Origin of the sequence: Roseicyclus persicicus (assembly GCF_012395815.1) — a bacterium.
GTDB lineage: Bacteria > Pseudomonadota > Alphaproteobacteria > Rhodobacterales > Rhodobacteraceae > Roseicyclus > Roseicyclus persicicus.
The window spans coordinates 26757-50918 of record NZ_JAAZQQ010000001.1; the positions used below are offsets into that span (position 1 = coordinate 26757).

At 71.2% G+C, this 24162-nt stretch carries 29 protein-coding genes; 10 read left to right on the top strand and 19 right to left on the bottom strand.

The genetic code is table 11. The features are described 5' to 3' along the window. Position 1: 1 nt before the first annotated feature. The 5 genes from HCU73_RS00145 to HCU73_RS00165 are packed head-to-tail and all read right to left on the bottom strand — an operon-like array spanning position 2 to position 4275. Positions 2 to 391, bottom strand: coding sequence for a PTS sugar transporter subunit IIA domain-containing protein (locus HCU73_RS00145; RefSeq protein WP_168621388.1), 390 nt, complete (start codon positions 389 to 391; stop codon positions 2 to 4). Next, on the bottom strand, positions 388 to 1329 hold the full coding sequence (gene rapZ, locus HCU73_RS00150) for an RNase adapter RapZ (protein ID WP_168621389.1): 942 nt from the start codon (positions 1327 to 1329) through the stop codon (positions 388 to 390). Before rapZ ends, HCU73_RS00145 begins: the two co-directional genes overlap by 4 nt. A 16-nt stretch (positions 1330 to 1345) precedes the next feature. Then, a complete protein-coding gene (locus tag HCU73_RS00155) occupies positions 1346 to 1825 on the bottom strand; it encodes an HPr kinase/phosphorylase (RefSeq protein ID WP_168621390.1) in 480 nt (159 codons plus the stop codon). A gap of 11 nt (positions 1826 to 1836) precedes the next feature. After that, a complete protein-coding gene (locus HCU73_RS00160; protein WP_168621391.1) occupies positions 1837 to 3543 on the bottom strand; it encodes a sensor histidine kinase in 1707 nt (568 codons plus the stop codon). Positions 3544 to 3573: 30 nt separating this feature from the next. Further along, positions 3574 to 4275 carry a response regulator transcription factor gene (locus HCU73_RS00165; protein ID WP_168621392.1) on the bottom strand — a complete coding sequence of 234 codons (702 nt, stop codon included), beginning with the start codon at positions 4273 to 4275 and terminating at the stop codon, positions 3574 to 3576. 324 nt (positions 4276 to 4599) lie between these two features. Between HCU73_RS00165 and HCU73_RS00170 the strand changes: the two genes are divergently transcribed. Beyond that, positions 4600 to 6198, top strand: coding sequence for a phosphoenolpyruvate carboxykinase (locus tag HCU73_RS00170; protein WP_168621393.1), 1599 nt, complete (start codon positions 4600 to 4602; stop codon positions 6196 to 6198). 65 nt (positions 6199 to 6263) lie between these two features. Beyond that, entirely contained in the window at positions 6264 to 6815 is a 552-nt protein-coding gene (locus HCU73_RS00175; protein ID WP_168621394.1) for a DUF3859 domain-containing protein, read from the top strand. Positions 6816 to 6821: 6 nt separating this feature from the next. On the opposite strand, the gene HCU73_RS00180 is transcribed toward HCU73_RS00175, so the two are convergent. Next, positions 6822 to 7595: a sulfite exporter TauE/SafE family protein gene (locus HCU73_RS00180; protein ID WP_168621395.1), complete on the bottom strand. Its 774-nt coding sequence runs from the start codon at positions 7593 to 7595 to the stop codon at positions 6822 to 6824. 187 nt (positions 7596 to 7782) lie between these two features. On the opposite strand from HCU73_RS00180, the gene HCU73_RS00185 reads away from it, so the two are divergent. The 3 genes from HCU73_RS00185 to HCU73_RS00195 all read left to right on the top strand — a co-directional run bounded on the left by HCU73_RS00185 (position 7783) and on the right by HCU73_RS00195 (position 11307). Continuing rightward, positions 7783 to 9468 (top strand): acyl-CoA dehydrogenase family protein, encoded by a 1686-nt coding sequence (locus HCU73_RS00185; RefSeq protein WP_168621396.1) that lies wholly within the window; start codon positions 7783 to 7785, stop codon positions 9466 to 9468. Between the two features lie 203 nt (positions 9469 to 9671). Beyond that, positions 9672 to 10211, top strand: coding sequence for an RNA 2',3'-cyclic phosphodiesterase (thpR, locus tag HCU73_RS00190; protein ID WP_168621397.1), 540 nt, complete (start codon positions 9672 to 9674; stop codon positions 10209 to 10211). Positions 10212 to 10293: 82 nt separating this feature from the next. Then, complete coding sequence (locus tag HCU73_RS00195; RefSeq protein WP_168621398.1) at positions 10294 to 11307, top strand: NAD-dependent epimerase/dehydratase family protein; 1014 nt, start codon at positions 10294 to 10296, stop codon at positions 11305 to 11307. Here the strand turns inward: HCU73_RS00195 and recO are convergent. Further along, positions 11292 to 12029 (bottom strand): DNA repair protein RecO, encoded by a 738-nt coding sequence (gene recO / locus HCU73_RS00200; RefSeq protein WP_168621399.1) that lies wholly within the window; start codon positions 12027 to 12029, stop codon positions 11292 to 11294. The genes HCU73_RS00195 and recO overlap by 16 nt on opposite strands. 65 nt (positions 12030 to 12094) lie before the next feature. Here recO and HCU73_RS00205 point away from each other — a divergent pair, with 65 nt between their 5' ends. Further along, on the top strand, positions 12095 to 12712 hold the full coding sequence (locus HCU73_RS00205; protein WP_168621400.1) for a Pr6Pr family membrane protein: 618 nt from the start codon (positions 12095 to 12097) through the stop codon (positions 12710 to 12712). 24 nt (positions 12713 to 12736) lie between these two features. On the opposite strand, the gene HCU73_RS00210 is transcribed toward HCU73_RS00205, so the two are convergent. After that, positions 12737 to 13066, bottom strand: a complete 330-nt coding sequence (locus HCU73_RS00210) for a DUF1491 family protein (RefSeq protein WP_168621401.1) — start codon at positions 13064 to 13066, stop codon at positions 12737 to 12739. Between the two features lie 6 nt (positions 13067 to 13072). Then, the gene (gene era / locus HCU73_RS00215; RefSeq protein WP_168621402.1) at positions 13073 to 13978 is read right to left on the bottom strand and encodes a GTPase Era; all 906 of its coding nucleotides are present in this window, start codon (positions 13976 to 13978) and stop codon (positions 13073 to 13075) included. A gap of 133 nt (positions 13979 to 14111) precedes the next feature. Between era and argC the strand changes: the two genes are divergently transcribed. Next, a complete protein-coding gene (gene argC / locus HCU73_RS00220; RefSeq protein WP_168621403.1) occupies positions 14112 to 15026 on the top strand; it encodes an N-acetyl-gamma-glutamyl-phosphate reductase in 915 nt (304 codons plus the stop codon). Here the strand turns inward: argC and HCU73_RS00225 are convergent. The 8 genes from HCU73_RS00225 to ispH form a co-directional block, all read right to left on the bottom strand. Then, the gene (locus tag HCU73_RS00225; protein ID WP_210730441.1) at positions 15023 to 15796 is read right to left on the bottom strand and encodes an NAD(P)H-dependent oxidoreductase; all 774 of its coding nucleotides are present in this window, start codon (positions 15794 to 15796) and stop codon (positions 15023 to 15025) included. The two genes, argC and HCU73_RS00225, sit on opposite strands and share 4 nt — an antisense overlap. A gap of 82 nt (positions 15797 to 15878) precedes the next feature. Then, entirely contained in the window at positions 15879 to 16562 is a 684-nt protein-coding gene (rnc, locus tag HCU73_RS00230; RefSeq protein ID WP_168621404.1) for a ribonuclease III, read from the bottom strand. Next, on the bottom strand, positions 16559 to 17344 hold the full coding sequence (gene lepB / locus HCU73_RS00235) for a signal peptidase I (RefSeq protein WP_168621405.1): 786 nt from the start codon (positions 17342 to 17344) through the stop codon (positions 16559 to 16561). The genes rnc and lepB overlap by 4 nt, the downstream gene beginning before the upstream one ends. A gap of 79 nt (positions 17345 to 17423) precedes the next feature. Further along, the gene (locus HCU73_RS00240) at positions 17424 to 18047 is read right to left on the bottom strand and encodes a trimeric intracellular cation channel family protein (RefSeq protein WP_168621406.1); all 624 of its coding nucleotides are present in this window, start codon (positions 18045 to 18047) and stop codon (positions 17424 to 17426) included. Beyond that, complete coding sequence (gene rnhA, locus HCU73_RS00245) at positions 18044 to 18493, bottom strand: ribonuclease HI (protein WP_168621407.1); 450 nt, start codon at positions 18491 to 18493, stop codon at positions 18044 to 18046. Before rnhA ends, HCU73_RS00240 begins: the two co-directional genes overlap by 4 nt. 9 nt (positions 18494 to 18502) lie before the next feature. Beyond that, on the bottom strand, positions 18503 to 18952 hold the full coding sequence (locus tag HCU73_RS00250) for a DUF3429 domain-containing protein (protein ID WP_168621408.1): 450 nt from the start codon (positions 18950 to 18952) through the stop codon (positions 18503 to 18505). A 133-nt stretch (positions 18953 to 19085) separates the two neighbouring features. Then, positions 19086 to 19544, bottom strand: coding sequence for a YdeI/OmpD-associated family protein (locus HCU73_RS00255; RefSeq protein ID WP_168621409.1), 459 nt, complete (start codon positions 19542 to 19544; stop codon positions 19086 to 19088). Between the two features lie 54 nt (positions 19545 to 19598). Next, a complete protein-coding gene (gene ispH, locus HCU73_RS00260) occupies positions 19599 to 20549 on the bottom strand; it encodes a 4-hydroxy-3-methylbut-2-enyl diphosphate reductase (RefSeq protein ID WP_168621410.1) in 951 nt (316 codons plus the stop codon). A gap of 149 nt (positions 20550 to 20698) precedes the next feature. Between ispH and HCU73_RS00265 the strand changes: the two genes are divergently transcribed. The 3 genes from HCU73_RS00265 to HCU73_RS00275 all read left to right on the top strand — a co-directional run bounded on the left by HCU73_RS00265 (position 20699) and on the right by HCU73_RS00275 (position 22440). Further along, complete coding sequence (locus HCU73_RS00265; RefSeq protein WP_168621411.1) at positions 20699 to 21175, top strand: c-type cytochrome; 477 nt, start codon at positions 20699 to 20701, stop codon at positions 21173 to 21175. Beyond that, positions 21172 to 21801, top strand: coding sequence for a class I SAM-dependent methyltransferase (locus HCU73_RS00270; protein WP_168621412.1), 630 nt, complete (start codon positions 21172 to 21174; stop codon positions 21799 to 21801). The genes HCU73_RS00265 and HCU73_RS00270 overlap by 4 nt, the downstream gene beginning before the upstream one ends. A 102-nt stretch (positions 21802 to 21903) precedes the next feature. Further along, positions 21904 to 22440 (top strand): peroxiredoxin-like family protein, encoded by a 537-nt coding sequence (locus HCU73_RS00275; RefSeq protein WP_168621413.1) that lies wholly within the window; start codon positions 21904 to 21906, stop codon positions 22438 to 22440. Here the strand turns inward: HCU73_RS00275 and HCU73_RS00280 are convergent. Together HCU73_RS00280 and HCU73_RS00285 are read right to left on the bottom strand one after the other, a co-directional pair. Beyond that, positions 22437 to 23450, bottom strand: a complete 1014-nt coding sequence (locus HCU73_RS00280) for a 4Fe-4S dicluster domain-containing protein (protein ID WP_239025402.1) — start codon at positions 23448 to 23450, stop codon at positions 22437 to 22439. The genes HCU73_RS00275 and HCU73_RS00280 overlap by 4 nt on opposite strands. An 18-nt stretch (positions 23451 to 23468) precedes the next feature. Further along, positions 23469 to 24044 carry a LabA-like NYN domain-containing protein gene (locus HCU73_RS00285; RefSeq protein ID WP_168622317.1) on the bottom strand — a complete coding sequence of 192 codons (576 nt, stop codon included), beginning with the start codon at positions 24042 to 24044 and terminating at the stop codon, positions 23469 to 23471. Between the last annotated feature and the right edge of the window lie 118 nt (positions 24045 to 24162).

The following is a 24162-nucleotide window of genomic DNA, read 5'->3' on the forward strand; positions in this document are numbered from 1 at the left end:
GTCACGGGGCTCCGTCGAAGGCGTTGATGTAGCGGCGGCCGGCCTCGGCGGCGCGGGCGACCGCCTCCTCCACCGGCAGATTGCGCGATTTCGCCAGCTTGATCAGCATCGGCAGGTTCACCCCCGTCAGGATCTTGCGGTTCTGCGGCCGGCAGGCGGTCAGCGACAGGTTCGACGGCGAGCCGCCGAACATGTCGGTCACCACCACGACCCCCGATCCGTCGTCGACGGCATCGGCCGCCTCGCAGATCTCGCGGGTGCGCGCGGCGCGGTCGTCCTCGGGGCCGACCGAGATGGCGATCATCGCCGCCTGCTGGCCCACCACGTGCTCGGTCGCCCGCTTCAGCTCGGGTGCGAGGCCCCCATGGGCAACGATCACGATGCCGATCACGTCCTGTTCGCCTCTGGCCTCTCCGCAGCGCCGGCCGGCTCGGGGCGGCGCTGGTCCACTTCCCTGTGCCTTTTAGACACGGGCCACCCGGCCTCCGCAAGGTGCGCGGACAGGATTTCGGCCATCGCCACCGACCGGTGTTGCCCGCCCGTGCATCCGAAGGCGATGGTCAGGTGGCTCTTGCCCTCCTCGGCGAAGGCCGGGAGCAGCAGGTCGGCCATCTCCGCGACCCGGTCGCGGAACGGGGCAAAGCGCGGGTCGGCGGCGATGTAGCCCTGCACGCGGGGGTCGCGCCCGTCCCGGGGCCGCAGGTCCGGCGCCCAGTGCGGGTTGCGCAGGAAGCGGCAGTCGAACACCAGGTCTGCCCCGGTGGGCAGCCCGCGCCGGTAGGAGAAGGACATCACCGTGATCGCGAGCCGCCCCGCCCCCTCGGGCGCGAAGAGCCGGGTGATCTCGGCGCGCAGCTCATGCGGGGTCAGCCCCGAGGTGTCGATCAGCACGCTCGCCCGCGCCCGCACCGGGCCCAGCAGCGACAGCTCCTGCGCGATGCCCTGCGCCGGGTCGGCGTCGGGGGCCAGCGGGTGGCGGCGGCGCGTCTCGGAATAACGCCGCTGCAGCACGTCGGCGGCGCAGTCGAGATACAAGAGCTCGGGCGCGTAGCCCGGGGCCTCCCCCAGCCGCTCATAGGCGGCGACGAGGCCCGCGGCGGAGTAGTCGCGGTTGCGCGCGTCGGTGCCGAGCGCCATCGGCCGTTCCGGTGGCGGCCCCTCCAGCAGCCGCGGCAGCAGCGACAGGGGCAGGTTGTCGATGGCCTCGAAGCCGAGGTCCTCCAGCGCGTTGATCGCGGTGGAGCGGCCGGCGCCCGAGGGGCCGGTGACGAAGACGATCCGCGCCGGGGCGCGCTCGTCGGTCCGCTGGGTCGTCTCCGTGGCTGGCATCGGTCCTCCGGCCGCCTCAGGGATGGGCCCGCCCATGCCGCAGCATCAGCAGGAGCGCCGGGGCAAGACGTGGGTCGCCCGCGCCGTGAATCAACGGGCAGCCTGTCTCGCCCACCGCGATCCGGCGGGGCGGCGGCAGGCGGTCGGTTTCGGCGCGGTCGAGGTCGACGGCCAGCGCGAGCGGGGCCTCGGCCAGCGTGTCGCCCGCGTGAAGGAGCCCGACGCGGCGCGCCTCGATCAGGCCCGTGGCCTGCGCGGGCCGGCGCAGGGCGGGCGGCCGAGACGCGGTGTCGAGCCAGAGCCCGTCATCGGCGATGAGCCGCGCGCCGTGCGCCATCAGCTCCAGCGCGAGGCCCGACTTGCCCGTGCCCGAGCCGCCGAGGATCAACAGGCCGCGCCCGTCGACCGCCACGCCCGTCGCGTGCAGCCAGAGCGCCGCGCCGTCCGCGTCCTGCGCCCACCGGGCGATGGGGTCGCGGGCGGGATCGGGCGGCATGGGCGCGCGGGTCAGATCGGCAGGCCGACCACGAAGCGCGCGCCGAGCGGTTCGGAGGTGGCGTCGGCCTCGGTCGGGCGGATGTTTTCGGCCCAGATCACGCCGCCATGGGCCTCGACGATCTGCTTGGAGATGGCCAGGCCGAGGCCGGAATGGTTGCCGAACTGCTTTTCCGGCCGCTCCGAGTAGAAGCGGTTGAACACCTTGGTCAGCGCCTGTTCCGGGATGCCGGGGCCGGTGTCCTCGACCACCACCAGCACGCGGTTCTCGCGCCGGCGGGCCCAGAGGCGCACCGCGTCGCCCTCCTCGCAGAAGGAGATCGCATTGGACAGGAGGTTGACGAAGACCTGCGCCAGCCGCCCCTCCAGCCCCGAGATGCGGATCGCGTCGGTCGGCAGGTCGGTGATGAAGTCGACGCCTTTCCGCCCGGCCTCCTCGGCGTGGTACTGCGAGATGTTCTGCAGGGTGCGGACGAGGTCGAATTCCTCTTCCTCCTCCTTCACCAGCTCGCTGTCGAGGCGGGAGGCGTTGGAGATGTCGGACACCAGCCGGTCAAGCCGCTGCACATCGTGCTCGATCACCTCGAGCAGGCGGTTGCGCTGGTCCTCGGTGCGGGCGACGCGCATGGTGCCCACGGCCGAGCGCAGGCTGGCCAGCGGGTTCTTGATCTCGTGCGCGACGTCGGCGGCGAACTGTTCGTTGGCATCGATCCGGTCGTAGAGCGCCGACACCATGCCGCGCAGCGCGCCAGACAGGCGCCCGATCTCGTCGGGGCGGCCGGTCAGGTCGGGGATGCGCACGCGGGTCGGGCTCATCTTGCGGGCGTTCTTGTCGCGGCCAAGCTCGGCCGCGTCGGCCAGGTCGGCCAGCGGATGCGCGATGGTCGAGGCGAGCACCAGGCTGAGGCCGATGGACACCAGCAGCGCGACGACGAACATCTGCAGCAGCTGCTCGCGTTCGACCCGCACGAGCTGGTCGATCTCGCCCGCGGCGGTGGTGACGACGACGACGCCGGCCTGCCCGGTCTCGGCAAAGACGGGGGTCGCGGCGGCATAGAGCGTGCCCGAGGCGTCGGTGCCCCGGTTCAGCACGGTCAGCCCCTCGGTCGCCGGCCCCACCAGCGTCTGCGCGAGGTCGAGGCTGGTGCCGGTCACGGGGTCGGGGCGGCCGCCGGTCAAGAGGCCCGACAGGCCGGACCAGACGGTGTTGAGGAAATCGGTGATCAGGAGCGTGTCGTTGCGCCGGTTGTCGAGGCCGCGCACGGGCCGGGCGGGGCTGCGCGACAGGCCCTCGGTCGAGGCGACGAGCGTCGCGGGCAGGGCGTAGACGTAGACGTCGACCCCGTCCGACAGGCTGAGCCGGCTCAGCACCTCGGCGGCGTCGAGGCCGCCGTCGGCGAGCGGGTTCTCGGGCGCCCCGGCGGGCAGGCCCGCCTCCAGAACCTCGGCGATCAGCTGGGCCTCGACGGCCAGCGCGCGCTCGCGCTGCATCACGAGGCTGTCGCGGAACGGGTTGAGGTACATGACCCCCGCCACCAGCACGACCATGGCGAGCAGGTTGAACAGGATGATCTTGCGCGCCAGCGGCGAGCGGTTGAGCGAGATCAGCCCGCGTTGCGCGCGGGCCGCCTTGAGCTCGGTCTCGACCGAGCCGGGCGGCCGGTCCCAGTCTTCGCCGAGCACGATGTCGGCGCGGTCCCGGGCGCGGCGGTTGGTCATGGAGAGATCTGCGGGCACCGCGGATCCGCCCTATTCTTCGTTGTAACGGTAGCCGATGCCGTAGAGCGTCTCGATCGCCGAGAAATCGTCGTCGACCGAGCGCATCTTCTTGCGCAGGCGCTTGATGTGGCTGTCGATGGTGCGGTCGTCAACGTAGACCTGCTCGTCGTAGGCGACATCCATCAGCTGGTCGCGGCTCTTGACGAAGCCGGGGCGCTGGGCGAGCGCCTGCAGCAGGAGGAATTCGGTCACGGTCAGCGACACGTCGCGGCCCTTCCAGGTGACGGCGTGGCGCAGCGGGTCCATGGACAGCTGGCCGCGCACCATCACGGCGCTTTCCTCGGGCACGCCGGCGGCGTCCGACGCGATGGCGTCCTGCCGGCGCAGGATCGAGCGGATCCGCTCGACCAGCAGGCGCTGCGAGAAGGGCTTCTTGACGTAGTCATCGGCGCCCATGCGCAGGCCCATCAGCTCGTCGATCTCGTCGTCCTTGGAGGTGAGGAAGATCACCGGCATCCGGCTTTTCTGGCGCAGGCGCTGCAGCAGGTCCATGCCGTCCATCCGCGGCATCTTGATGTCGAAGACGCCGAGGTCGGGCATCCGCCGGTTGAAGGCGTCGAGCGCCGACTGGCCGTCGTTGTAGGTTTCCACGTCGAAGCCCTCGGCCTCGAGGGTCATGGACACGGACGTCAGGATATTCCTGTCGTCGTCGACAAGTGCGATCCTCGGCATGGGATGATCCTTGTTACTGCTCGGCTGCCTTGTTTTTTCCCCATTCTCCCGATTTAACGCCGGAGAATCAATCTCAAATGTCCGAATCGCCCCGAAACACCCAGCAAGAATAGGGGTTCGGGGGTTAAGCAGTTGTGAAACTGCCACAGCCTATGTCTTGGGCAGGCCGGTCCGGCACTTGGAACGGTACGAAAGAAAATTTCGAAATGGTTGCGCTAACTGTGCGAAACCGTCCTGTTCAGCAATAAAACCGTCATGGTATAGGCCCGCCATGGCGCGGGCCCGGACTCGCAGACAGCCACACCGGTCCAGGAGCAACGACACATGACCACCCTTCGCGTGAACCCGTCTCAGACGTTGGAAACCCAGGGCATGACGGGGCTCGGCACGGTGCACTACAACCTGCTCGAACCCGCGCTGATCGAGGCCGCCATCCGCCGCGGCGAGGGCCGGCTGGGGCAGGGCGGCACGCTCCTGGTGTCGACCGGCAAGTTCACCGGCCGCTCGCCCAAGGACAAGTTCATCGTCCGCACCCCCTCGGTCGAGGCCAACATCTGGTGGGACAACAACAAGGCGATGGCGCCCGACGCGTTCGACCGGCTCCACGCCGACATGCTGGAGCACATGAAGGGCGGCGAATACTTCGTGCAGGACCTCTACGGCGGCGCCGACCCGGCGCACCGGCTGGACGTGCGCGTGGTGTCCGAGCTGGCCTGGCACAACCTGTTCATCCGCCACCTGCTGCGCCGCCCCGCGGCCGAGGAGCTGGCCGGCTTCGTGCCCGAGTTCACGATCATCAACTGCCCGACCTTCCGCGCCGATCCCGAGCGCCACGGGTGCCGCACCGACACCGTGATCGCGATGAACTTCGACAAGAAGCTGATCCTGATCGCCAACACCGAATACGCCGGCGAGAACAAGAAATCGGTGTTCACGCTGCTGAACTACATCCTGCCCGGCAAGGGCGTGATGGCGATGCACTGCTCGGCCAACCACGCCACCGGCAACCCCGAGGACGCGGCGGTGTTCTTCGGCCTGTCGGGCACCGGCAAGACCACGCTGTCGGCCGATCCCGGCCGCACGCTGATCGGCGACGACGAGCACGGCTGGTCGGAAAGCGGCATCTTCAACTTCGAGGGCGGCTGCTACGCCAAGACGATCAACCTCCGCGAGGAGGCCGAGCCGCAGATCTACGCGACCACCCGCACCTTCGGCACCGTGATCGAGAACATGGTCTACGATCCCGACACGCTGGTGCTGGACTTCGACGACGACAGCCTGACGGCCAACACCCGCTGCGCCTACCCGCTGGACCAGATCGCCAACGCCTCCGCCACCGGCCTGGCCGGGCATCCCAAGAACATCGTGATGCTGACCTGCGACGCCTTCGGGGTGCTGCCGCCGATCGCGCGGCTGACCCCGGCGCAGGCGATGTATCACTTCCTGTCGGGCTTCACCTCCAAGGTGGCCGGCACCGAGCGCGGCGTGACCGAGCCCGAGCCGACCTTTTCCACCTGCTTCGGCGCGCCCTTCATGCCGCGCCGGCCCGAGGTCTACGGCAAGCTCCTGCAGGAGAAGATCCACCAGCACGGCGCGACCTGCTGGCTGGTCAACACCGGCTGGACCGGCGGCGCCTACGGCACCGGCAGCCGGATGCCGATCCGCTCCACGCGGGCGCTGCTGACCGCGGCGCTGGACGGCACCCTGAACAGCGCCGAGTTCCGCCGCGACCCGAACTTCGGCTTCGAGGTTCCGGTCACCTGCGCCGGCGTGGCCGACATCCTGCTCGACCCGCGCCGCACCTGGGCCGACGTCGAGGCCTATGACCGGCAGGCGGCCAAGCTGGTGCAGATGTTCGCCGATAACTTCGCCCAGTACGTCCCCTACATCGACGACGACGTGAAGGCCGCCGCGATCTCGTGACGGGCTGCCGGAGGATGGACCGGGCCCCCCGGGGCCCGGCCGCGCCGGCCGGACGGGAGCGACCCATGCAGGCATCGACGGTCAGCGCAGCGGCGGCAGTCCTGCTCTGCGTGGCCGTGCCGCTTGCCGCGCAGGAGCGCCCCGACCCCTACAAGTCGCCCCTGATCGACAGCCTCGTCTACGGCGTCTACTGCGCCGAACCCGCGATAGACATCGAAGAGGCCCCGGACACCGCCGCGGGCGTGGTCAACATCGTGCCGGGCATTCCCGAGATGCGCGCCGTCACCACGCTGGTTCCCGCGCAGCTGGGCATCGGCTTCGGGGTGATCGTCGAGGCGCGCGACGGGGTCGTCTTCGACCCGGCCGGGATCACCATCACCCACCCGCCCTATCCCGACAGCGGCATCGCGGTGGAGCGCTGGTCGACGGTGGTCGACGGCGACGGGCCGGGGCTGGTCGGCTTCAGCTTCGAGGCGGAAACCGAGCTGGTGCCCGGCGCCTGGACCTTCGAGGCCGAGCACGCGGGCGAGCTCCTGTTCCGCGTCACCTTCGAGGTGATGCCGCCCGCGCTCCTGCCGGCGCTGTCGGCGGCCTGCGGCGTCGCCACCCTGTCCTGACCGGGTTCAGCCGATCAGGCCGCGCCGCACCAGGTTCGCCCCCGCGATCACCAGCACCACCAGCGTGGCGCGGCGGAACATCACCGGGTTCATCCGGTCCGACATCCAGAACCCCACCTGCATCCCCAGGAAGGCCGGCACCAGCAGCGCCGCCGACCACGGGATCGTCACCGCGTTCAGCACCCCCGACTGCAGGTGCCCTGCCAGCAGGCTGACCGAGCCCAGCCCGTAGACCACACCCTGCACCAGCATCTGCTTGGCCTTGGGCGTGTCCAGCGCGATCAGGTAGAGCACGGTGGGCGGCCCCCATGTCCCCGTCAGCCCGCCGATGGCGCCCGACACGAAGCCCACGCCCCATTCCGACGGCCGCCGCCAGCGCGGCGCGATGTGGAACCGGACGCCGATCAGCTGCACCAGCGACAGGATCACCACCGGCACGCCGAGGACGAGGTAGAAGGTCTGCGTGGGGATCACGGTGATGAACTGCGCCACGATCACGATCATGACGCAGACCACGAGGATGTAGCGCCAGAACTCGCGCAGCGCCGCTACCGCCTCGGCCAGCGGAAAGCGCATCACCTGCAGGATGTTCGACATCACGATCGGCAGCACGATGCCCGCCACCGCCACCAGCGGGTCGAGGAACAGCGACAGCCCCGAGATCATCACCAGCGGCATGGCGAAGCCGATGGCGCCCTTGACGAATCCCGCCACAAGCGTGACCCCGAAGGCCGCGGCGAAGGCCCAGAGCGGCATCAGCTGGAGTGTGTCCTGAAACATGCGTGTCCCCCGTTCGCGCCCTTCTAGCGCGGCCCCCGGCACGCTGCACCGCAAAAAACGTCACGACATTTTCCTGCGCGGGTGCGACAAACTTGGTATTTTTGTTGCGCTGCACCTGCAAAGGCCCTAAGTCGTCGCCAAGACCCGACAGGGCGCGCGCCCCGTGCCATTCCGAAGGAGACCGACCATGCCCCGTGACGGACAGCCGATCGCCGAGACCCACGTCATCCTCCCCGATCTCCTGCATCTGACCGGCGCGGCCGTCGCGCCCGCCGAGGCGCTGCTCGAGACCGCGCGCGCCCGCGTCGCCGCGATGGTCACCGTCGACGGCCGCATCTCGGGCAGCGCGCTCGAGGACAACCAGACCGCCGCCCACGGCCTCGCCTGGCTGGCGACTTACGTCGAATCGCTGCGCCAGATGCACCGCTGGGCCGAGCGACTGGCCGCCGACGGCAAGCTCGGCGAGGTCGAGCAGCTGATCCTGCAGATCGCCTTCGGGGAATACCTGAGCCAGATCACGGGCGGCATCCAGATGAACCAGGCCGAGATCCTGCGCCCGCAGGACATGGGCCTGACGCCCGAGGACCTGCGCGGCCTGTCCGCCCCCGAGGTCGTGACCCTGGCCCGGGCCGGCAACACCCAGGCCGCCCGCTCGCGCCTCGTCGCGCTGATGCAGGAGCGCCGGGCCGAGATCACGGTGGGCGCGACCGGCCTCGAGGACGAGCTCGAGATGATCCGCGAGCAGTTCCGGCGCTACGCCGTCGACAAGGTCGAGCCCTACGCCCACGAGTGGCACCTCAAGGACGAGCTGATCCCGATGGAGGTGATCGAGGAACTGGCCGAGATGGGCGTCTTCGGCCTGACCATCCCCGAGGAATACGGCGGCTTCGGCCTGTCCAAGGCGTCGATGTGCGTTGTGTCCGAGGAACTGTCGCGGGGCTACATCGGCGTCGGCTCGCTCGGCACCCGGTCCGAGATCGCGGCCGAGCTGATCCTCGCCGGCGGCACCGAGGCGCAGAAGGAGAAATGGCTGCCCGGCCTCGCGTCGGGAGAGATCCTGCCGACGGCCGTGTTCACGGAACCCAACACCGGCTCCGACCTGGGCAGCCTGCGCACCCGTGCGGTCAAGGACGACAACGGCGACTGGATCCTCAAGGGCAACAAGACCTGGATCACCCACGCCGCCCGCACCCATGTGATGACGGTGCTCGCCCGCACCATCCCCGACACGACCGACTACCGCGGGCTGTCGATGTTCCTGGCGGAAAAGACGCCCGGCACCGACGAGACCCCTTTCCCCGACGCCGGCATTTCGGGCGGCGAGATCGAGGTGCTCGGCTACCGGGGCATGAAGGAATACACCGTCAACTTCGACGATTTCAAAGTGAAGGGCGAGAACCTGCTCGGCGGCGTCGAGGGGCAGGGCTTCAAGCAACTGATGCAGACCTTCGAGTCCGCCCGCATCCAGACCGCCGCCCGCGCCATCGGCGTGGCGCAGGGCGCGCTGGACGAGGGCATGAAGTATGCCGAGGACCGCAAGCAGTTCGGCCGCGCGTTGATCGAGTTCCCCCGCGTCGCCAACAAGCTGGCGATGATGGCGGTGGAAATCATGGTGGCCCGCCAGCTGACCTATTTCAGCGCCTGGGAAAAGGACCACGACCGCCGCTGCGACCTCGAGGCCGGCATGGCCAAGCTGCTGGGTGCCCGCGTCGCCTGGGCCTGCGCCGACAACGCGCTGCAGATCCACGGCGGCAACGGCTTCGCGCTGGAATACAAGATCAGCCGCATCCTGTGCGACGCCCGCATCCTCAACATCTTCGAGGGGGCCGCGGAGATCCAGGCGCAGGTCATCGCACGGCGGCTGCTCGGCTGAGAACGGGCACGCCACCGCGCCCTGTAGGGTGCGCCGTCACGGCGCACCCCGCCAGCCTCGCCGGGATCGGCCGCCTTTGACTCATGCGCCGGCCCCGGCCAATCTGGGCGCATGGCGACCGGCGACCGGAACTCCCCCCATCTTCCCTGCACGTGCGACCCCGTCGGCGCCAGCGGCATCGCCCGCCCCGAGGCCGGGGCCTGATGCGCGCCTTCCTCGCCCTGCCGATCCCCGACGAGACCGTCGACGCGCTCCTCCGGCTGCAATCCGCCATCCCCTTCGGCAAGCCGGTGCCGGAGGAGAACCTGCACCTGACGCTCGCCTTTCTGGACGATGCGCCCGAGGACGCGCTGGAGGACCTGCACGACCTGCTGACCGGCCTGCGCTGGCCGCCCGTCGAGATCCGCTTCACCGGGCTCGACAGCTTCACCGAGATGGAGCGCGGCCTGATCTTCGCCGCCGTCGACCGCAGCGACGCGCTGCAGGGCCTGCACGACCGCCTCGCATCCCTCTGCCGCAGCGCCGGCCTTGACCTGCCGCGCCGGCGCTTTCGCCCGCATGTCACGCTCATGCGCGCCAACCGCCGCCCCGAGGGCCGCACCCGCGACCGTCTCGCCGCGGCGCTCGGGCCGGTGGCGGACCTGCCCGGCTTCACCGCCCGCGCGGTCACGCTCTACCGCTCCACCCTCACGCCCCGCGGCGCGCTGCACGAGGCTCTGGCCAGCTATCCGTTGACCGGGTGACGCGGCACCGCCCGCCGATGCGCCCTTGACTTCGCCCGCCGAAGGTCAATGTTAGAGATACTAACTTCAGGAGCGCGTCGCCATGTCCACCATCCTCGTCACCGGCGCGTCCGGCTACATCGCCAAGCACATCGTCCTGCGCCTCCTGCAGGCCGGCCACCACGTCCGCGGCTCGATCCGCAGCCCGGCCCGCGGCGAGACCCTGCGCGCCACCATGGCCGCGCTGGTGCCCGAGGCGATGGAGCGCCTGACGCTGGTGCCCCTCGACCTCACGCGCGATGACGGCTGGGCCGAGGCCGCCGCCGGCGCCGATGCCATCCTGCACACCGCCTCGCCCTTCCCGCTGTCGCAGCCAAAGGACCCGCAAGAGGTGATCCGCCCCGCCGTCGACGGCGCGCGCCGTGCGATCCGGGCCGCGGCCACGGCCGGCGTGCCCCGCGTGGTGCTGACCTCCTCCATCGCGGCCGTGGTCGAGGGGCCGCAGCCGCAGGGCCGCCGCTACGACGAGCGCGACTGGTCCGACCCGGAGGCCCCCACGATCTCGCCCTACAGCGCCTCCAAGACGCTGGCCGAGCGCGCCGCGTGGGACATGGTGGCGACCGAGGCGCCGGGCGTGGCGCTCACCACGATCAACCCCGGCTTCGTCCTCGGCGCGCCGCTCGACGGCGACACCGGCACCTCGCTCGCGGTGGTGGAGCGCCTGCTGGCGGGTCGCGACCCGATGCTGCCCAACTTCGGCTTCGCCTGCGTCGACGTGGGCGACATCGCCGAGATGCACCTGCGTGCGCTGGACACCCCGGCCAGCATCGGCCAGCGCATCGTCGGCGCCTCGGATTTCCTGTGGTATCCCGAGATGGCCGAGATCCTCGCCGCCGCCTTCCCCGACCGCCGCATCCCCACGCGGCGCGCGCCCAGCCTGCTGATCTGGGCGCTGGGCCACGTCGACCCCGCCGTCGCCGCCATCCGGTCCTCCCTCAACCTCCGCCGCGAGCTGGACGCCAGCCGCGCGCGCGACCTGCTCGGGATCACCTTCCGCGACCCGCGCGAAAGCCTTGTCGACACCGCCCGCTGGCTGGCCGCTCAGGGCCGCGCCTGAGCCGCCCGCTGCGCGATCAGGTCCACCAGCCGTTGCCGCGCCGGCGGCAGGGGCCGGTCGCCCAGCGACGGGGCGAGGTGTTCGGACAGGAAATGCCCGGTGGTGCGCAGCCCCTCCACCACCTCGGCCGGGTCGCCCGAGGGCGTTCCGCGCAGCACGCCCGGCAGGGGCAGGAGCCGGCCAGCCCAGTCCCCGGCACCGGCCGCCGAGACCGCCCGCCCCGTGCGCGGCGAGACATAGGCGAGGTCCTGCGTCACGCCGGTGACCGCACAGGCCGTCAGGTCGAGGCCGAAGCCCGTCTCTTCCAGCAGCGCCAGTTCCCAGCCCAGATAGGCCTCGGGCCAGCGCTCGGCCCCGAGCCCGTCCAGCAGCGCGAGGCTGCGGGCATAGAGCGCGGGGTAGGCGTGGCGTTCCGGCAGGGCGAAGGACAACAGCGCGCAGACCGCCGTCAGCCCGGCCAGCGCCAGCCGGTCGCCCATCGCCTCGGCCGCCCGCCCGCGCACCAGCTCGACGCTGTAGCTGCCCAGATGCGCGTCGAGCCGCGCCCGCCACGTCGCGTCCAGCTGCGCGCCGGGCTGCAGCAGCGGCGCCATCCGGCGCGACGCCCCCCCGCGCAGCACGCCCATGTGCCGGCCGTGGCCCGCCGTGAACAGGTCGAGGATCGCGGCATGTTCCCCATGCCGCCGCACGCCCAGAAGGATGCCGTCCTCGCGCCAGTCCATGGCCGCGACTGAACCACCCGCGCCCGCGCTTGTCCATCTGCCGACCCCGTGGCAGGCTCCGCGCCATGTTCCCGGCCCTGTCGAGACCTGCCCGCCGCACGGCCCTCCTGATCGCCCTGCTGGCGGCGGTCTCGGTCGGGGCGCAGTTCCTGCATCTCAAAGCTGTCCGGGCCGAGCCGCCTCTGGCCACCGCGCTCGAGATGGCGCGGTATTTCACCATCCTGACCCATCTGCTGGTGGCGGTGACCTTCGGGGTGATCTCGCGCCCGATCCGGGGCGGGGTCTCGGGGGCGTGGCTTGCCGCGCTGACCCTGTCGATGGTCATGGTGGGGCTGGTCTACCACCTGCTGCTGTCGCATCTCATCGACTTTACCGGGCTGGGCTGGTGGGCCGACCACGGGCTGCACACCGCCGGGCCGCTGGCCATCGCGTTCTGGTGGCTGGTCCATGCGCCGAAGCGGCGGCTGGAGTATCCCGACCTGCCGATCTTCGCCCTCTGGCCCGCGGTCTACTGCGCCTATGTGCTGGCGCGCGGGTCGGTCGACGGGGTCTACCCCTATCCCTTCCTCGACCTCACCACGCTCGGCCGCGAGGCGGTGGCGGTGAATCTCGCCGGGCTCTTCGTGCTGGTGCTGCTGGGCGGGGTGGGAATGATCTCCATCGGGCGCTTCGCGGACCGCTGAGGCGGGGCAGGGGCGCGCCGCCCCTCACGCCAGCCCGTCCTCCCCCAGCAGGTGCCGCCCGGCCCTGTCCTCGACCTCGATCACCCAGAGGTCGGGGTCGAACCCCCGCTGCCGCCCGATCGCCGCGTCCACCGCCGCCTCGTCCCCGCGCGCCAGTTCCATCCAGACGCTGTCGCCCGTCATCAGGTCGGTCCGCCGCTGGAACGCCACCGCCTGCCCGTCGAGCGTGTTGCACTTGACCAGCACCGCCCCCGCCGTGGCATCCCCCCGCGCCACCACGAAGGCCGGGATGTCGGCCAGCCGCAGCCGCGCGAGATAGGCCCCCACCCAGAACTCCGCGGTCAGCCGCGCCATCGCGGCTCAGTTCCCGTCGCGGAAATCGAGCCCCATCTCGGAATAGCGCTCGGCCTCCTCTAGCCAGTTCGGGCGCACCTTGACCTGCAGGAACAGGTGCACCTTGCGGCCGAGGAATTCCTCCAGCTCCTCGCGCGCGGCCTTGGAGACGGCCTTGATCGTCTCGCCGCCCTTGCCCAGCAGGATCCCCTTGTGCCCGTCGCGGGCGACGTAGATCACTTGGTCGATCCGGGCCGAGCCGTCCTTGCGCTCCTGCCACATCTCGGTTTCCACGGTCAGCTGGTAGGGCAGCTCCTGGTGCAGCCGCAGGGTCAGCTTCTCGCGCGTCATCTCGGCGGCGATCATCCGCATCGGCAGGTCGGCGATCTGGTCCTCGGGGTAGAGCCAAGGCCCCTCGGGCATCGCGGCCGCCAGCCAGTCGCGCAGGTCGTCGACGCCATAGCCCTTCTCGGCCGAGATCATGAAGGTCCGCTCGAAGGGGAAGGCCGCGTTCATCTCCTCGGTCAGCTTCAGGAGCACCGGCGCCTCGACCCGGTCGATCTTGTTGATCGCCAGCGCCACGCGCCGCCCCTGCGCCTTTTCGGCCAGACCCGCCAGGATCGCGTCCACCCCCTCGGTCTTGCCGCGGTGCGCCTCGATCAGCAGCACGATCACGTCGGCATCCGCCGCCCCGCCCCAGGCCGCCGCCACCATCGCCCGGTCGAGCCGGCGCCGCGGCCGGAACAGGCCGGGCGTGTCGACGAAGACGATCTGCGCCTCGCCGGCCATCGCCACGCCGCGGATGCGCGCGCGCGTGGTCTGCACCTTGTGGGTGACGATCGAGACCTTGGCGCCGACCATGCGGTTCAGCAGCGTCGACTTGCCCGCGTTGGGCTCTCCGATCAGGGCGACGAAACCGGCGCGGGTGGTCATGGGGCGATCCTCGGGGTCATGCATGGCCCGTGGTCCTAGCCGATCCGGGCCGCCGACGCCACAGTCCAGAGTTGCATGGATGGCCCGTTCGGCGCTATGGGGGCCGGGTCCGGCCGGACAGGGAGACGGGATCATGACGGCAAAGGTGTTCATCGACGGCGAGGTTGGCACGACGGGCCTGCAGATCCGCGCGCGCCTCGAATCCCGCGCCGACATCACGCTCATCTCGCTGCCCGAGGAAAGCCGCAAGTCGCGGCTCGCGCGGATCGGTGCCTTCGGCGAGGCCGATGTCGCCATCCTCTGCCTGCCCGACGCCGCCGTGCACGAGATCGCCCCCGACCTCGCGCACCTGCCCTGCCGCGTCATCGACGCCTCGACCGCCCACCGCACCGACCCGGCCTGGGCCTTCGGCTTTGCCGAGCTCGACGCCGGCGCGCGGGCCCGGATCGCGGGGGCCAAGTTCGTGTCGAACCCCGGCTGCTACTCCACCGGCGCCATCGCGCTGCTGAAGCCGCTGGTCGCCGCGGGCGTCATCGCCCCCGACCACCCGGTCACGATCAACGCGCTGTCGGGCTATTCCGGCGGCGGCAAGTCGATGATCGCCGAGTTCGAGACCGGCGCCGTCACCGGCGGCTTCGTCTACGCCACAGGCCAGAAGCACAAGCACCTGCCCGAGATCGTCGCCCATGCCGGCCTGACCCGGCGGCCGATCTTCGTGCCGCAGGTCGGCCCCTTCGCGCAGGGCATGATCGTGCAGGTCCCCCTCCACCTGCCCCCGGGCGGTCCCGCCGCCGCGATGGACGCCTTGCGCGCCCACTACAAGGGCCAGCGCTTCGTGCAGGTGGTCGAGCGCGCGGCGATGGGCGACCGCATCGACCCGCAGCGCCTGAACGGCACCAACCTGATGGAGCTGACGGTGGACGGCGACCCCGAGACCGGGGCGACGGTGCTGATCGCGGTGCTCGACAACCTCGGCAAGGGCGCGTCCGGCGCGGCGGTGCAGAACCTCAACATTCTGCTCGGCAAGGACGAGGGCGCCGGCCTCTAGCCCGGGTGCCGGATGAAGGGCCAGTGGCTGGGGGCCTCGCGCTTCAGCCGCCCCTCCCCGTCGAACTCCGCGTCCGCGTTGAACGGCAACAGCGGCCTGTCGCCCAGCCCCGCCAGCACCGCGGCCTGCCCGTCCAGCACGCCCTCCAGCCGCGCCTCAAGCTCCGCCTTGCGCGCGCCCTCGTGGTAGCCGTGCACGCCGTGGACGATCAGGGGTTCGGCCACCTCCATCCCGCAGTAGCGCAGCGTGTAGGCCAAGGGCCACAGAAGCAGCCGCGTCTCCCCCTCCTTGCCGTCCGGCCCGCATTCGCTGGCCCGCGCACCGGTGGTCACGCATAACAGCGCCCGCTTGCCCCTGAGCAGCCCGGTGTCGAACCGCCGGTCCACGTCATGCACCGCCCCGTGCGCCAGCGCCCGGTCGCACCAGCCCTTCAGCATCGCGGGCGGCGCGAACCACCACAGCGGAAAGTGAAAGATCACCCGGTCCGCTGCCCGGATCTTCTCCACCTCCGCCGCGACATCCGCAGGCAAACGCCCGGCCCCCGCCGCCCGCTCCTGCGCCTTCAAGGGATCGAAGGGCGACAACGGCTCGACATACCGGCCCGGCCCCTCGGCCGGCTGGAACCCCATCGCGTAAAGGTCCGACCACAGCACCCGGTCCCCCGCCGCCTCCGCCGCGGCCGCACTCGCCCCGGCCCAGGCCCCGCAGAACGACCCCCGCTCCGGATGCGCCAGCACGATCAACGTGGTCCGCACCACGACCCCCCTCATCTTTGCTTCCAAAATACTCCGGGGAGCGCGAGGGGCAGAGCCCCTCGCACGGGTCGCCTGCGCAAGCAGGCGAAACCCCTCCTTACCCGCGCTCGACCCGGTCCAGCAGCGCCCGCGCCGCCGCCTGCTCGGCCTGCCGCTTCACCCGCCCCTCGGCCTCGGCCGACCGCCCGTCGGCCAGCCGCGCGGCGACGCGGAACACCGGCGCGTGGTCCGGCCCCTCGCGCGACAGCTCCACGTAGGCCGGCGGCGCCATGCCGCGCGCCTGCGCCCATTCCTGCAGCGCGGTCTTGGCGTCGCGCGCATCCTCGGCCACCGCGCCGACGCGCTCGCCCCAGAGCCGCAGCACCACCGCCTGCGCGGCGGCAAAGCCGCCGTCCAGGTAGACCGCCGCGATCACCGCCTCCATCGCGTCGCCCAGCAGCGCCATCTTGCGCCGCCCGCCCGTCGTCATCTCGGACTTGCCCAGCCGCAGCACCGCGCCGAGGTCGATCTCGCGGGCGACCTCGGCGCAGGTCTCCTTGCGCACCAGCGCGTTGAAGCGCGGCGCAAGCTGCCCCTCCTTGGCGTCGGCGTCCTGCGCCAGCACCGCCTCGGCCATGACGAGGCCCAGCACCCGGTCGCCCAGGAACTCCAGCCGCTGGTTGTCGGGCCGCGTGGCCGAGGACAGCGAGGCATGGGTCAGCGCGCGCGTGATCAGCTCGGGGTCGCCGAAGCGGTGCCCCAGCCGGTCGCAGAAGGCCTCGAGCTCGCGCGCCAGCTTCACTCGATCGCCCGGAAGAAACGGTCGGCCCGCCAGGTCCAGAAATAGACCATGCGCCGCCCGGCCGACGAGAACATGACCCGGTCCGCGCGCCCGAGGATGTTCTCGAAGGGCACGAACCCGACCCCGCCCACCGACTGCGGAAAGCGCGAATCGACCGAGTTGTCGCGGTTGTCGCCCATCACGAAGTAATGCCCCTCGGGCACCACGTATTCGGGCGTGTCGTCGGCGCGGCTGCCGTCGGCGATGTTGAGGATCGAGTGGCTGACCCCGTTCGGCAGCGTTTCGGTGAAGCGCTCCTTGATGCAGACGCCGCCCTCGCCCACCGGCGCGTTGGAGCAGCGCGGCGGCAGCTGCTGCGGGCCCTGGCGCTCGAACACCTCCTCGAAGGGCGGCTCGGGCGTCATCTCGACCGGCGTGCCGTTGATGTGCAGGACGCCGCCGATCATCTGCACACGGTCGCCGGGCAGGCCGACGATGCGCTTGATGAAGTCGGTCCCCTCGACCGGGTGGCGGAACACCACCACGTCGCCGCGTTCCGGCTCACGGGCGAAGATGCGGCCCTCGAAGGGGCACATCGAGAACGGGCAGGAATGGCGCGAATAGCCGTAGGCCATCTTGTTGACGAACAGGAAGTCGCCGATCAGCAGCGTGTCCTTCATCGACCCCGACGGGATCCAGAAGGGCTGGAAGAACAGGGTCCGGAACACGCCCGCGATCAGAAGCGCGTAGACGATCGTCTTGACCGTCTCCCAGATGCCGTCCTTCTTGGCCGCTGCCGCCATGATCGCCCGCCTTCTCGCCCGGTGCCTCGTGCCCGCGGGTTTGGGCCAGCCCCGCGGCCAAGTCAAGGAAGCTGGCGCCTCAGCCCCGCGGCGGGCGCGGCTTGTAGACCGGCAGGCCCCAGCCATAGCGCAGGGATCCCGCGCGGAGCGCGAAGCAGGTCACGATGCAGGCCGCCAGCGCCAGCGCCTCGGACGGCCACAGCGCCTCGACCACCAGGTAGGCGCCCGCCCCCGTCAGCGCGGCGGTGACGTAGAGCTTGCCGGTGCGGATCAGGAGCGGCACCTCGTTGGCCACGATGTCGCGCAACAGGCCGCCGAAGCAGCCCGTGGCGATGCCCATGATCAGCACGATCGGCACGCTCTGCCCGGTCTCGGACGCCGCCCGCACCCCGGCCGCCACCGCGATCGGCAGCGCCAGCGCGTCGAGCCAGGTCAGCACCGTCTGCCGGCTTTCCAGCAGGTGCGCGGTGAAGAACACCAGCACCGCCGCCCCGCAGGCGATGCCAAGCGGCGTGGGGTCGGCGATCCAGAACACCGGGTTGCGGTCGAGCAGCAGGTCGCGCACCGTCCCGCCCCCCAGCGCCGTCAGGCTGGCGAGAAAGGCAAAGCCCACCAGGTCCAGCTGCTTGCGCGACGCCGCCAGCGCGCCGGTCAGGGCAAAGACCAGCACCGCGGCGTAGTCGAGGGCGGTCAGCACGGTCATTTGAACGGCTTCATGCCTGCGCGGGCCAGCGCGTCGGCGCGCTCGTTCTCGGGGTGGCCGGCGTGGCCCTTGACCCATTCCCAGGTCACCCGGTGGCGCGCCTGCGCCTGTTCCAGCCGGCGCCAGAGGTCCTCGTTCTTGACCGGCTTGTTGGTCGAGGTGCGCCAGCCGTTGCGCTTCCAGCCGTGGATCCAGCCGGTGACGCCGTTCTTCACATAGGCGCTGTCGGTCACGATGGTGATGGCGCTGGGCCGCTCGAGCGCCTCGAGCGCGGCGATGGCGGCCAGCAGTTCCATCCGGTTGTTGGTGGTGTCCGCCTCGCCGCCGTTCAGCTCGCGCTCCTTCAGCACGGTCTCGCCGTCCTTCGCCTGCAACAGCGCGCCCCAGCCGCCCGGGCCGGGGTTCCCGGAACAGGCGCCGTCGGTATAGGCGAAGAGCTCAGGCACCGGCGCGGCTCATGCCAGCGCGCCCACGGCCAGGCAGGCGACGACGACGGCCGTCAGCAGCAGCCTGAGCCGCAGCCACCACGCCGGCGCCAGCCCGTCGCGCATCGCGGCCGCGTCGATGGCCAGCAGCGACACGAACCCCGCGATCAGCATCACGAGGCTGGCGCGCGGTTCGGCGAAGGCGGTCAGGAACACGAAGATCGCGGGCAGCACGGACAGGGCGTAGAACAGCGTCGCGCGGCGCCCCTCGGCGCGGGTGGCGAAGCCCCAGATGACGCCGGCCATGAAGCACAGGATCACGATGCCGTAGATCTGCAGGAGCGCCGGGCCTGCGTGGTTCGGGCTCCAGGCCCGGCCGAGGCCGGCGCTGGCGGGCCAGAGCACGGTCAGCGCCCCGTAGAGGAACGGCAACAGGCCGGCGAGGCCGAGGATCAGGGCGGAGGTCGGGATGCGCGTCATGGCCCCGTATCTGCCGTGCGACGCGCGGCGGGGCAAGGGCCCAGGCGCCAAAGGGCAGGGACGCCGGCGGTGCGGTGGGCATGGTGTGCCGTGAAGGCGCACCCCACAGGGGTGGGGTCGCCTGCGCCGGCAGTTACCCGGCCAGGTCCCGGATCAGCGCCGCGATGCGGGCGGCCCGCGTCTCGGCGCGTTTCGCGGTCTCGATCCGGTGCAGCAGGCCGCGGCGGCGGCCCGGGGTCAGCGCCTCCCACGCGTCCAGCACCCCGGCCGAGCGCAGGGCGTTGGTCACGTCGCGCGGCACCTCGACCGCGTCGTCGGGGGCGGGGCGGAGGCGGGCCTCGAACACCTCGCCGGGGCGCAGGCCGGTGCGGTCCATCAGCGACTTGCCGGACCACAGGAAGGCCCCGTCGACCACATCGGCCGGGCCGCGGGTGACGGCGAGGTTCACGGGGTGCTCGGCGAATTCCCCCTCGACCCGGCGGGTGGGGCCGAGCGCGGCCACCACCTCGGGCGGCAGGCGCACGACGGTGTAGATGGTGCCGCCCCAGTCGATGGGCTCGATCACCGCCTCGAAGGTGACGTAGTCGGACATGGGCCGGACCCCTCCCGCGTAACGCAATGCAAGATAGGGCGGCGGTGACGGGTGTCAGGCCGGTTCGCGCAGCACCCGCGGGACCTTGAACTCGACGTTCTCCTCGGCGGTCACGACGGGCTCCACCGTCACCTCGAAGCGGTCGCGGAAGGCGTCGATCACCTCGTTCACCAACACCTCGGGCGCGCTGGCGCCGGCGGTGATGCCGAGGCTGCGGATGCCCTCTAGCGCGCGCCAGTCGATGTCGGCGGCGCGCTGCACCAGCTGGGCGTAGCGGCATCCCGCCCTCGCGCCGACCTCGACCAGCCGTTTCGAGTTGGAGGAATTGGGCGCGCCCACCACCAGCATCGCGTCGGCCCTGGGCGCCATCGCCTTGACCGCCTCCTGCCGGTTGGTGGTGGCGTAGCAGATGTCTTCCTTGTGCGGGCCGACGATGGCGGGGAAGCGCGCCTTGAGCGCCGCCACGATGTCGGCGGTGTCGTCCACCGACAGGGTGGTCTGCGTCACGAAGGCGAGCCGCGCGGGGTCGCGGACCTGCACCGTCGCCACATCCTCGACGGTTTCCACCAGCAGCACCTCGCCCTCGGGCAGCTGGCCCATGGTGCCGATCGTCTCGGGGTGGCCGGCGTGGCCGATCATGATCATCTGCAGCCCGTTCTCGTGGTGGCGGGCGGCCTCGATATGGACCTTGCTGACCAGCGGGCAGGTGGCGTCGACGAAGAGCATGTGGCGCCGGGCGGCCTCGGCCGGCACCGCCTTGGGCACGCCGTGGGCGGAAAAGATCACCGGCCGGTCGGGCGGGCACTCGTCCAGTTCCTCGACAAAGACGGCGCCCTTGGCGCGCAGGTCGTCGACGACGTACTTGTTGTGGACGATCTCGTGCCGGACATAGACCGGGGCGCCCCATTTCTCGATCGCCATCTCGACGATCTTGATCGCCCGGTCGACGCCCGCGCAGAAGCCGCGCGGGGCGGCGAGGTGGATGGTCAGCGGCGGCTTGGTCATCGGCGGGCCTCGGGCAGCGGGGGTGTGTCTTGTCAGGTTGACACCAGAGGTAAGGCTTTCGCGCGCGCCCGTCCAGCCCGGGGGGTTGCCTTCCAGCAGGGGGAAGCCGCCAGATACATCCCGCGACAGGACGTACGGGAGACGAATGGATGGCACGATCGATCTGGATCGCGGGGGCCGCGGGGGCCGTGGCGGTGGCGGGGCTGGGCCTTGCGCTGTGGCCGGCGGGGGCCACCGAGGCGCCGGGCGGGATCCTGCGCTGGCAGGACCCGGCGGTGGTGGCGCAGGGCGCCGAGATCTACGCCGCGGAATGCGCCGCCTGCCACGGGGCCGACCTGGAGGGGCAGCCCGACTGGCAGGTGCGCAATGCCAACGGCCGGATGCCGGCGCCGCCCCATGACCGCACCGGCCACACCTGGCACCATGCCGACGCGCTCTTGATCGACATCACCACGCGGGGCACCGCCGCCGTGGTCGGGCGCGGCTACGAGAGCGACATGCCCGCCTTCGGCGACCGGCTGTCGGAGGCCGAGATCATCGCCGTGCTGAGCTACATCAAGTCGACCTGGCCGGCCGAGATCCTGGAGATCCACGCGCAGGTGAACGCGGCGGCGGCGATGGAATGAGCGGGGGCGGGGCCGGCCACTGGGATGCCGTCTACGGCGCCCGCGCCGAGGCGGCGCTGACCTGGTTCGAGGCCGACCCCGCCCTGTCCCTGCGCCTGATCGCGGCCCATGCAGGCCCGGACGCCCCGGTGATCGACGTGGGCGCGGGTGCTTCGCGGCTGGTCGATGCGCTTCTGGCGCGGGGCTACGGGCGGCTGACATGCCTCGACCTGTCGGCGGCGGCGCTGGGCGTGGCGCAGGCCCGGCTGGGGGCGGCGGCGGCGCGGGTGAGTTGGGTCGTGGCCGATGTCACGGCGTGGGCGCCCGAGCCCGGCGCCTATGCCGTCTGGCACGACCGGGCGGCGTTCCATTTCCTGACGGACGCGGCGGCGCGGCGGGCTTACCTGTCGCGGATGGCGGCGGCCTTGCGCCCGGGCGGCCACGCGATCCTGATGACCTTTGCCGAGGACGGGCCGGAGATGTGTTCGGGCCTGCCGGTGCAGCGCTGGTCGCCCGCCGCGCTGGCTGCCGAGGTCGAGGCCCAGGTGCCCGGCGCCTTCGCCCCCGTGGCGTCGGAGCGACATCTGCACCACACGCCGAAGGGCGGGGCGCAGGGTTTCCAGGCGTCCGTGTTCCGCCGGCTGTGAGCGGGCGCACACGGCACCGTGCGCGACCGGGAGCGAGACGTGACTTGCCATCGCCCCGCGCCCGGGGTTTCAGGGGCCCGTCAAGAACAGGAGCCCCCGAAAATGCTGATGCCCCGCCAGACCGTTCCCGCCCTGTCCGTGCCCCTGCTGGGCGGCGGAACCTTCGACCTTGCCGCCGAGACCAGCCCGCGGGGCACGGTGATCTGCTTCTACCGCGGGCTGCATTGCCCCCTCTGCGCCACCTACCTGACCGAGCTCGAGAAGCTGACCCCCGCCTTCGCCGAGCGCGGCGTGGGCACGGTGGCGATCTCGTCCGACGGGGCCGAGCGGGCGCAGGGCATGGCCGACAAGATCGGCGCAAGCGCCCTGCGGGTCGGCCACGACCTGACGCTCGCCAAGGCGCGGGAATGGGGCCTCTACATCTCGACCTCGCGCGGCAAGACCTCGATCGGGATCGAGGAACCGGCGCTGTTCGCGGAACCCGGCCTGTTCCTTGTGAACCCCGACCAGACGCTCTACTACATGAGCGTGCAGACCATGCCCTTCGTGCGGCCGCATTTCCGCGAGCTGCTGGGCGCCGTCGATTTCGCCATCGAGAAATCCTACCCCGCCCGCGGGGAGTATGACGGCCCGGTCTAGGGGCTGGCCCTGCGGTCCGCGCGCCGGGCGAGTTTCGCGGCCAGCGATGGCCCGACCCCGGGGCGCGACCACGGGCAGACCGCGATGCAGATCGCGCAGCCCTGCGTCTGGTTGAAGTAAGGCAGGCAGGCGTCGAAATCGACGTACCAGCGCGTCTCGCCGCGCACCGTCTGCTTGTCTGGCTTGATGGCCTCGGGCGGGCAGGCGTCCTCGCAGATGCGGCAGGCGGCGCAGAAGGCGTCGATGCCGTGCTCGGCGGGCGGGGTGGGCGCGAAGGGCGCGTCGGTCAGCACGGCGGCAAGGCGAAACGAGGCGCCCATGTCGCGGTCGATGATCGAGCCGTGCTTGCCCAGCTCCCCGAAACCACAGGCCAGCGCCGGCGGGATCATCAGGAGCGCGCCGGTCATCGGCCCGGTGGCGGGCTCGGCGGCCCAGCCCTGTTCCCGCAGCCAGCCCGCGATGGTCTTGGCCGCCAGCGCCGCGCGGCCATACTGGCGCAGCACCTCGACCGCGGCGGGGATGCCGGGGGCCTGGTCCATCGCGCCGTAGTCGTGGGCGACCCCGATCATGATGACCCGCGACTGCGGCACCGCGCGGCCCTCGTAGACCCAATCCGCGCGCATCTCGGCCACGCCGGTCTTTTCGCACAGCCCCTCGTCGACGAAGCGCCCCAGCGCGGCGGTCCAGTCCCCGGGGCTGCGCTGGGCGGGCGGCCCCGTCACCTCGGGCAGGGGGGCGTCGTAGATCGCCTGCCGCCAGGCCCGCACCTCGGCAAAGCGCGGGTCGGGCGGCGTGGCGCTGTAGAACCAGCGCTGCATGGCCCCGTGCGGGATCGTGTCGGGATCGGGTGCCCAATAGACCATGCGCGCGCGGCGCGGCGCGGTCTCGCCCAGCCCGTTGATCGCGTTGCCCGAGACACCGGGCGCCAGCGCCATCTGCGCGGGGTCGGGGACGAAGGGGCGGGGCGGACGCGGGCGCGGCATGGGCGCGAGGATGACCCGCGCGCCCATCACCTTGCAAGCGGCGGCTCAGTCGTCGCTGTCGGCCTGCTGCCGGATGCGGTCCTCGCGCGGTTCGCGGGGCGGCCGGCCGATGACCTCGCGCAGCTCGTCCAGCTCGATGAAGTTGTCGGCCTGGCGGCGCAGGTCGTCGGCGATCATCGGCGGCTGGCTGCGGATGGTCGACACGACCGACACCCGGCAGCCCTTGCGCTGCAGCGCCTCGACCAGCGGCTTGAAGTCGCCGTCGCCCGAGAACAGCACGATGTGGTCCACGTGCTCGGCCATCTCCATGGCATCGACCGTCAGCTCGATGTCCATGTTGCCCTTGACCTTGCGCCGGCCCTGGCTGTCGACGAACTCCTTCGCGGGCTTGGTCACCATGGTGAAGCCGTTGTAGTGGAGCCAGTCGACCAGCGGCCGGATCGGCGAGTAGTCGTCGTTTTCCAGCAGCGCCGTGTAGTAGAAGGCGCGCAGGAGCTTGCCGCGCTGCATGAACTCCTGCCGCAGGAGCTTGTAGTCGATGTCGAAGGCAAGCGCCTTGGCCGCGGCGTAGAGGTTGGAGCCATCTATGAACAGCGCCAGTTTTTCGTCCCGGTAGAACATGGCGAAGAAATCCTCGATCAATGTGGCGTCCGGGACCGGTCATGGTAGGGAGTGACGCTACCGCGGGCCTGAAGCCGAATGGTTTCAACATATGAGATCGATCCCCCGGTGCAAGCAG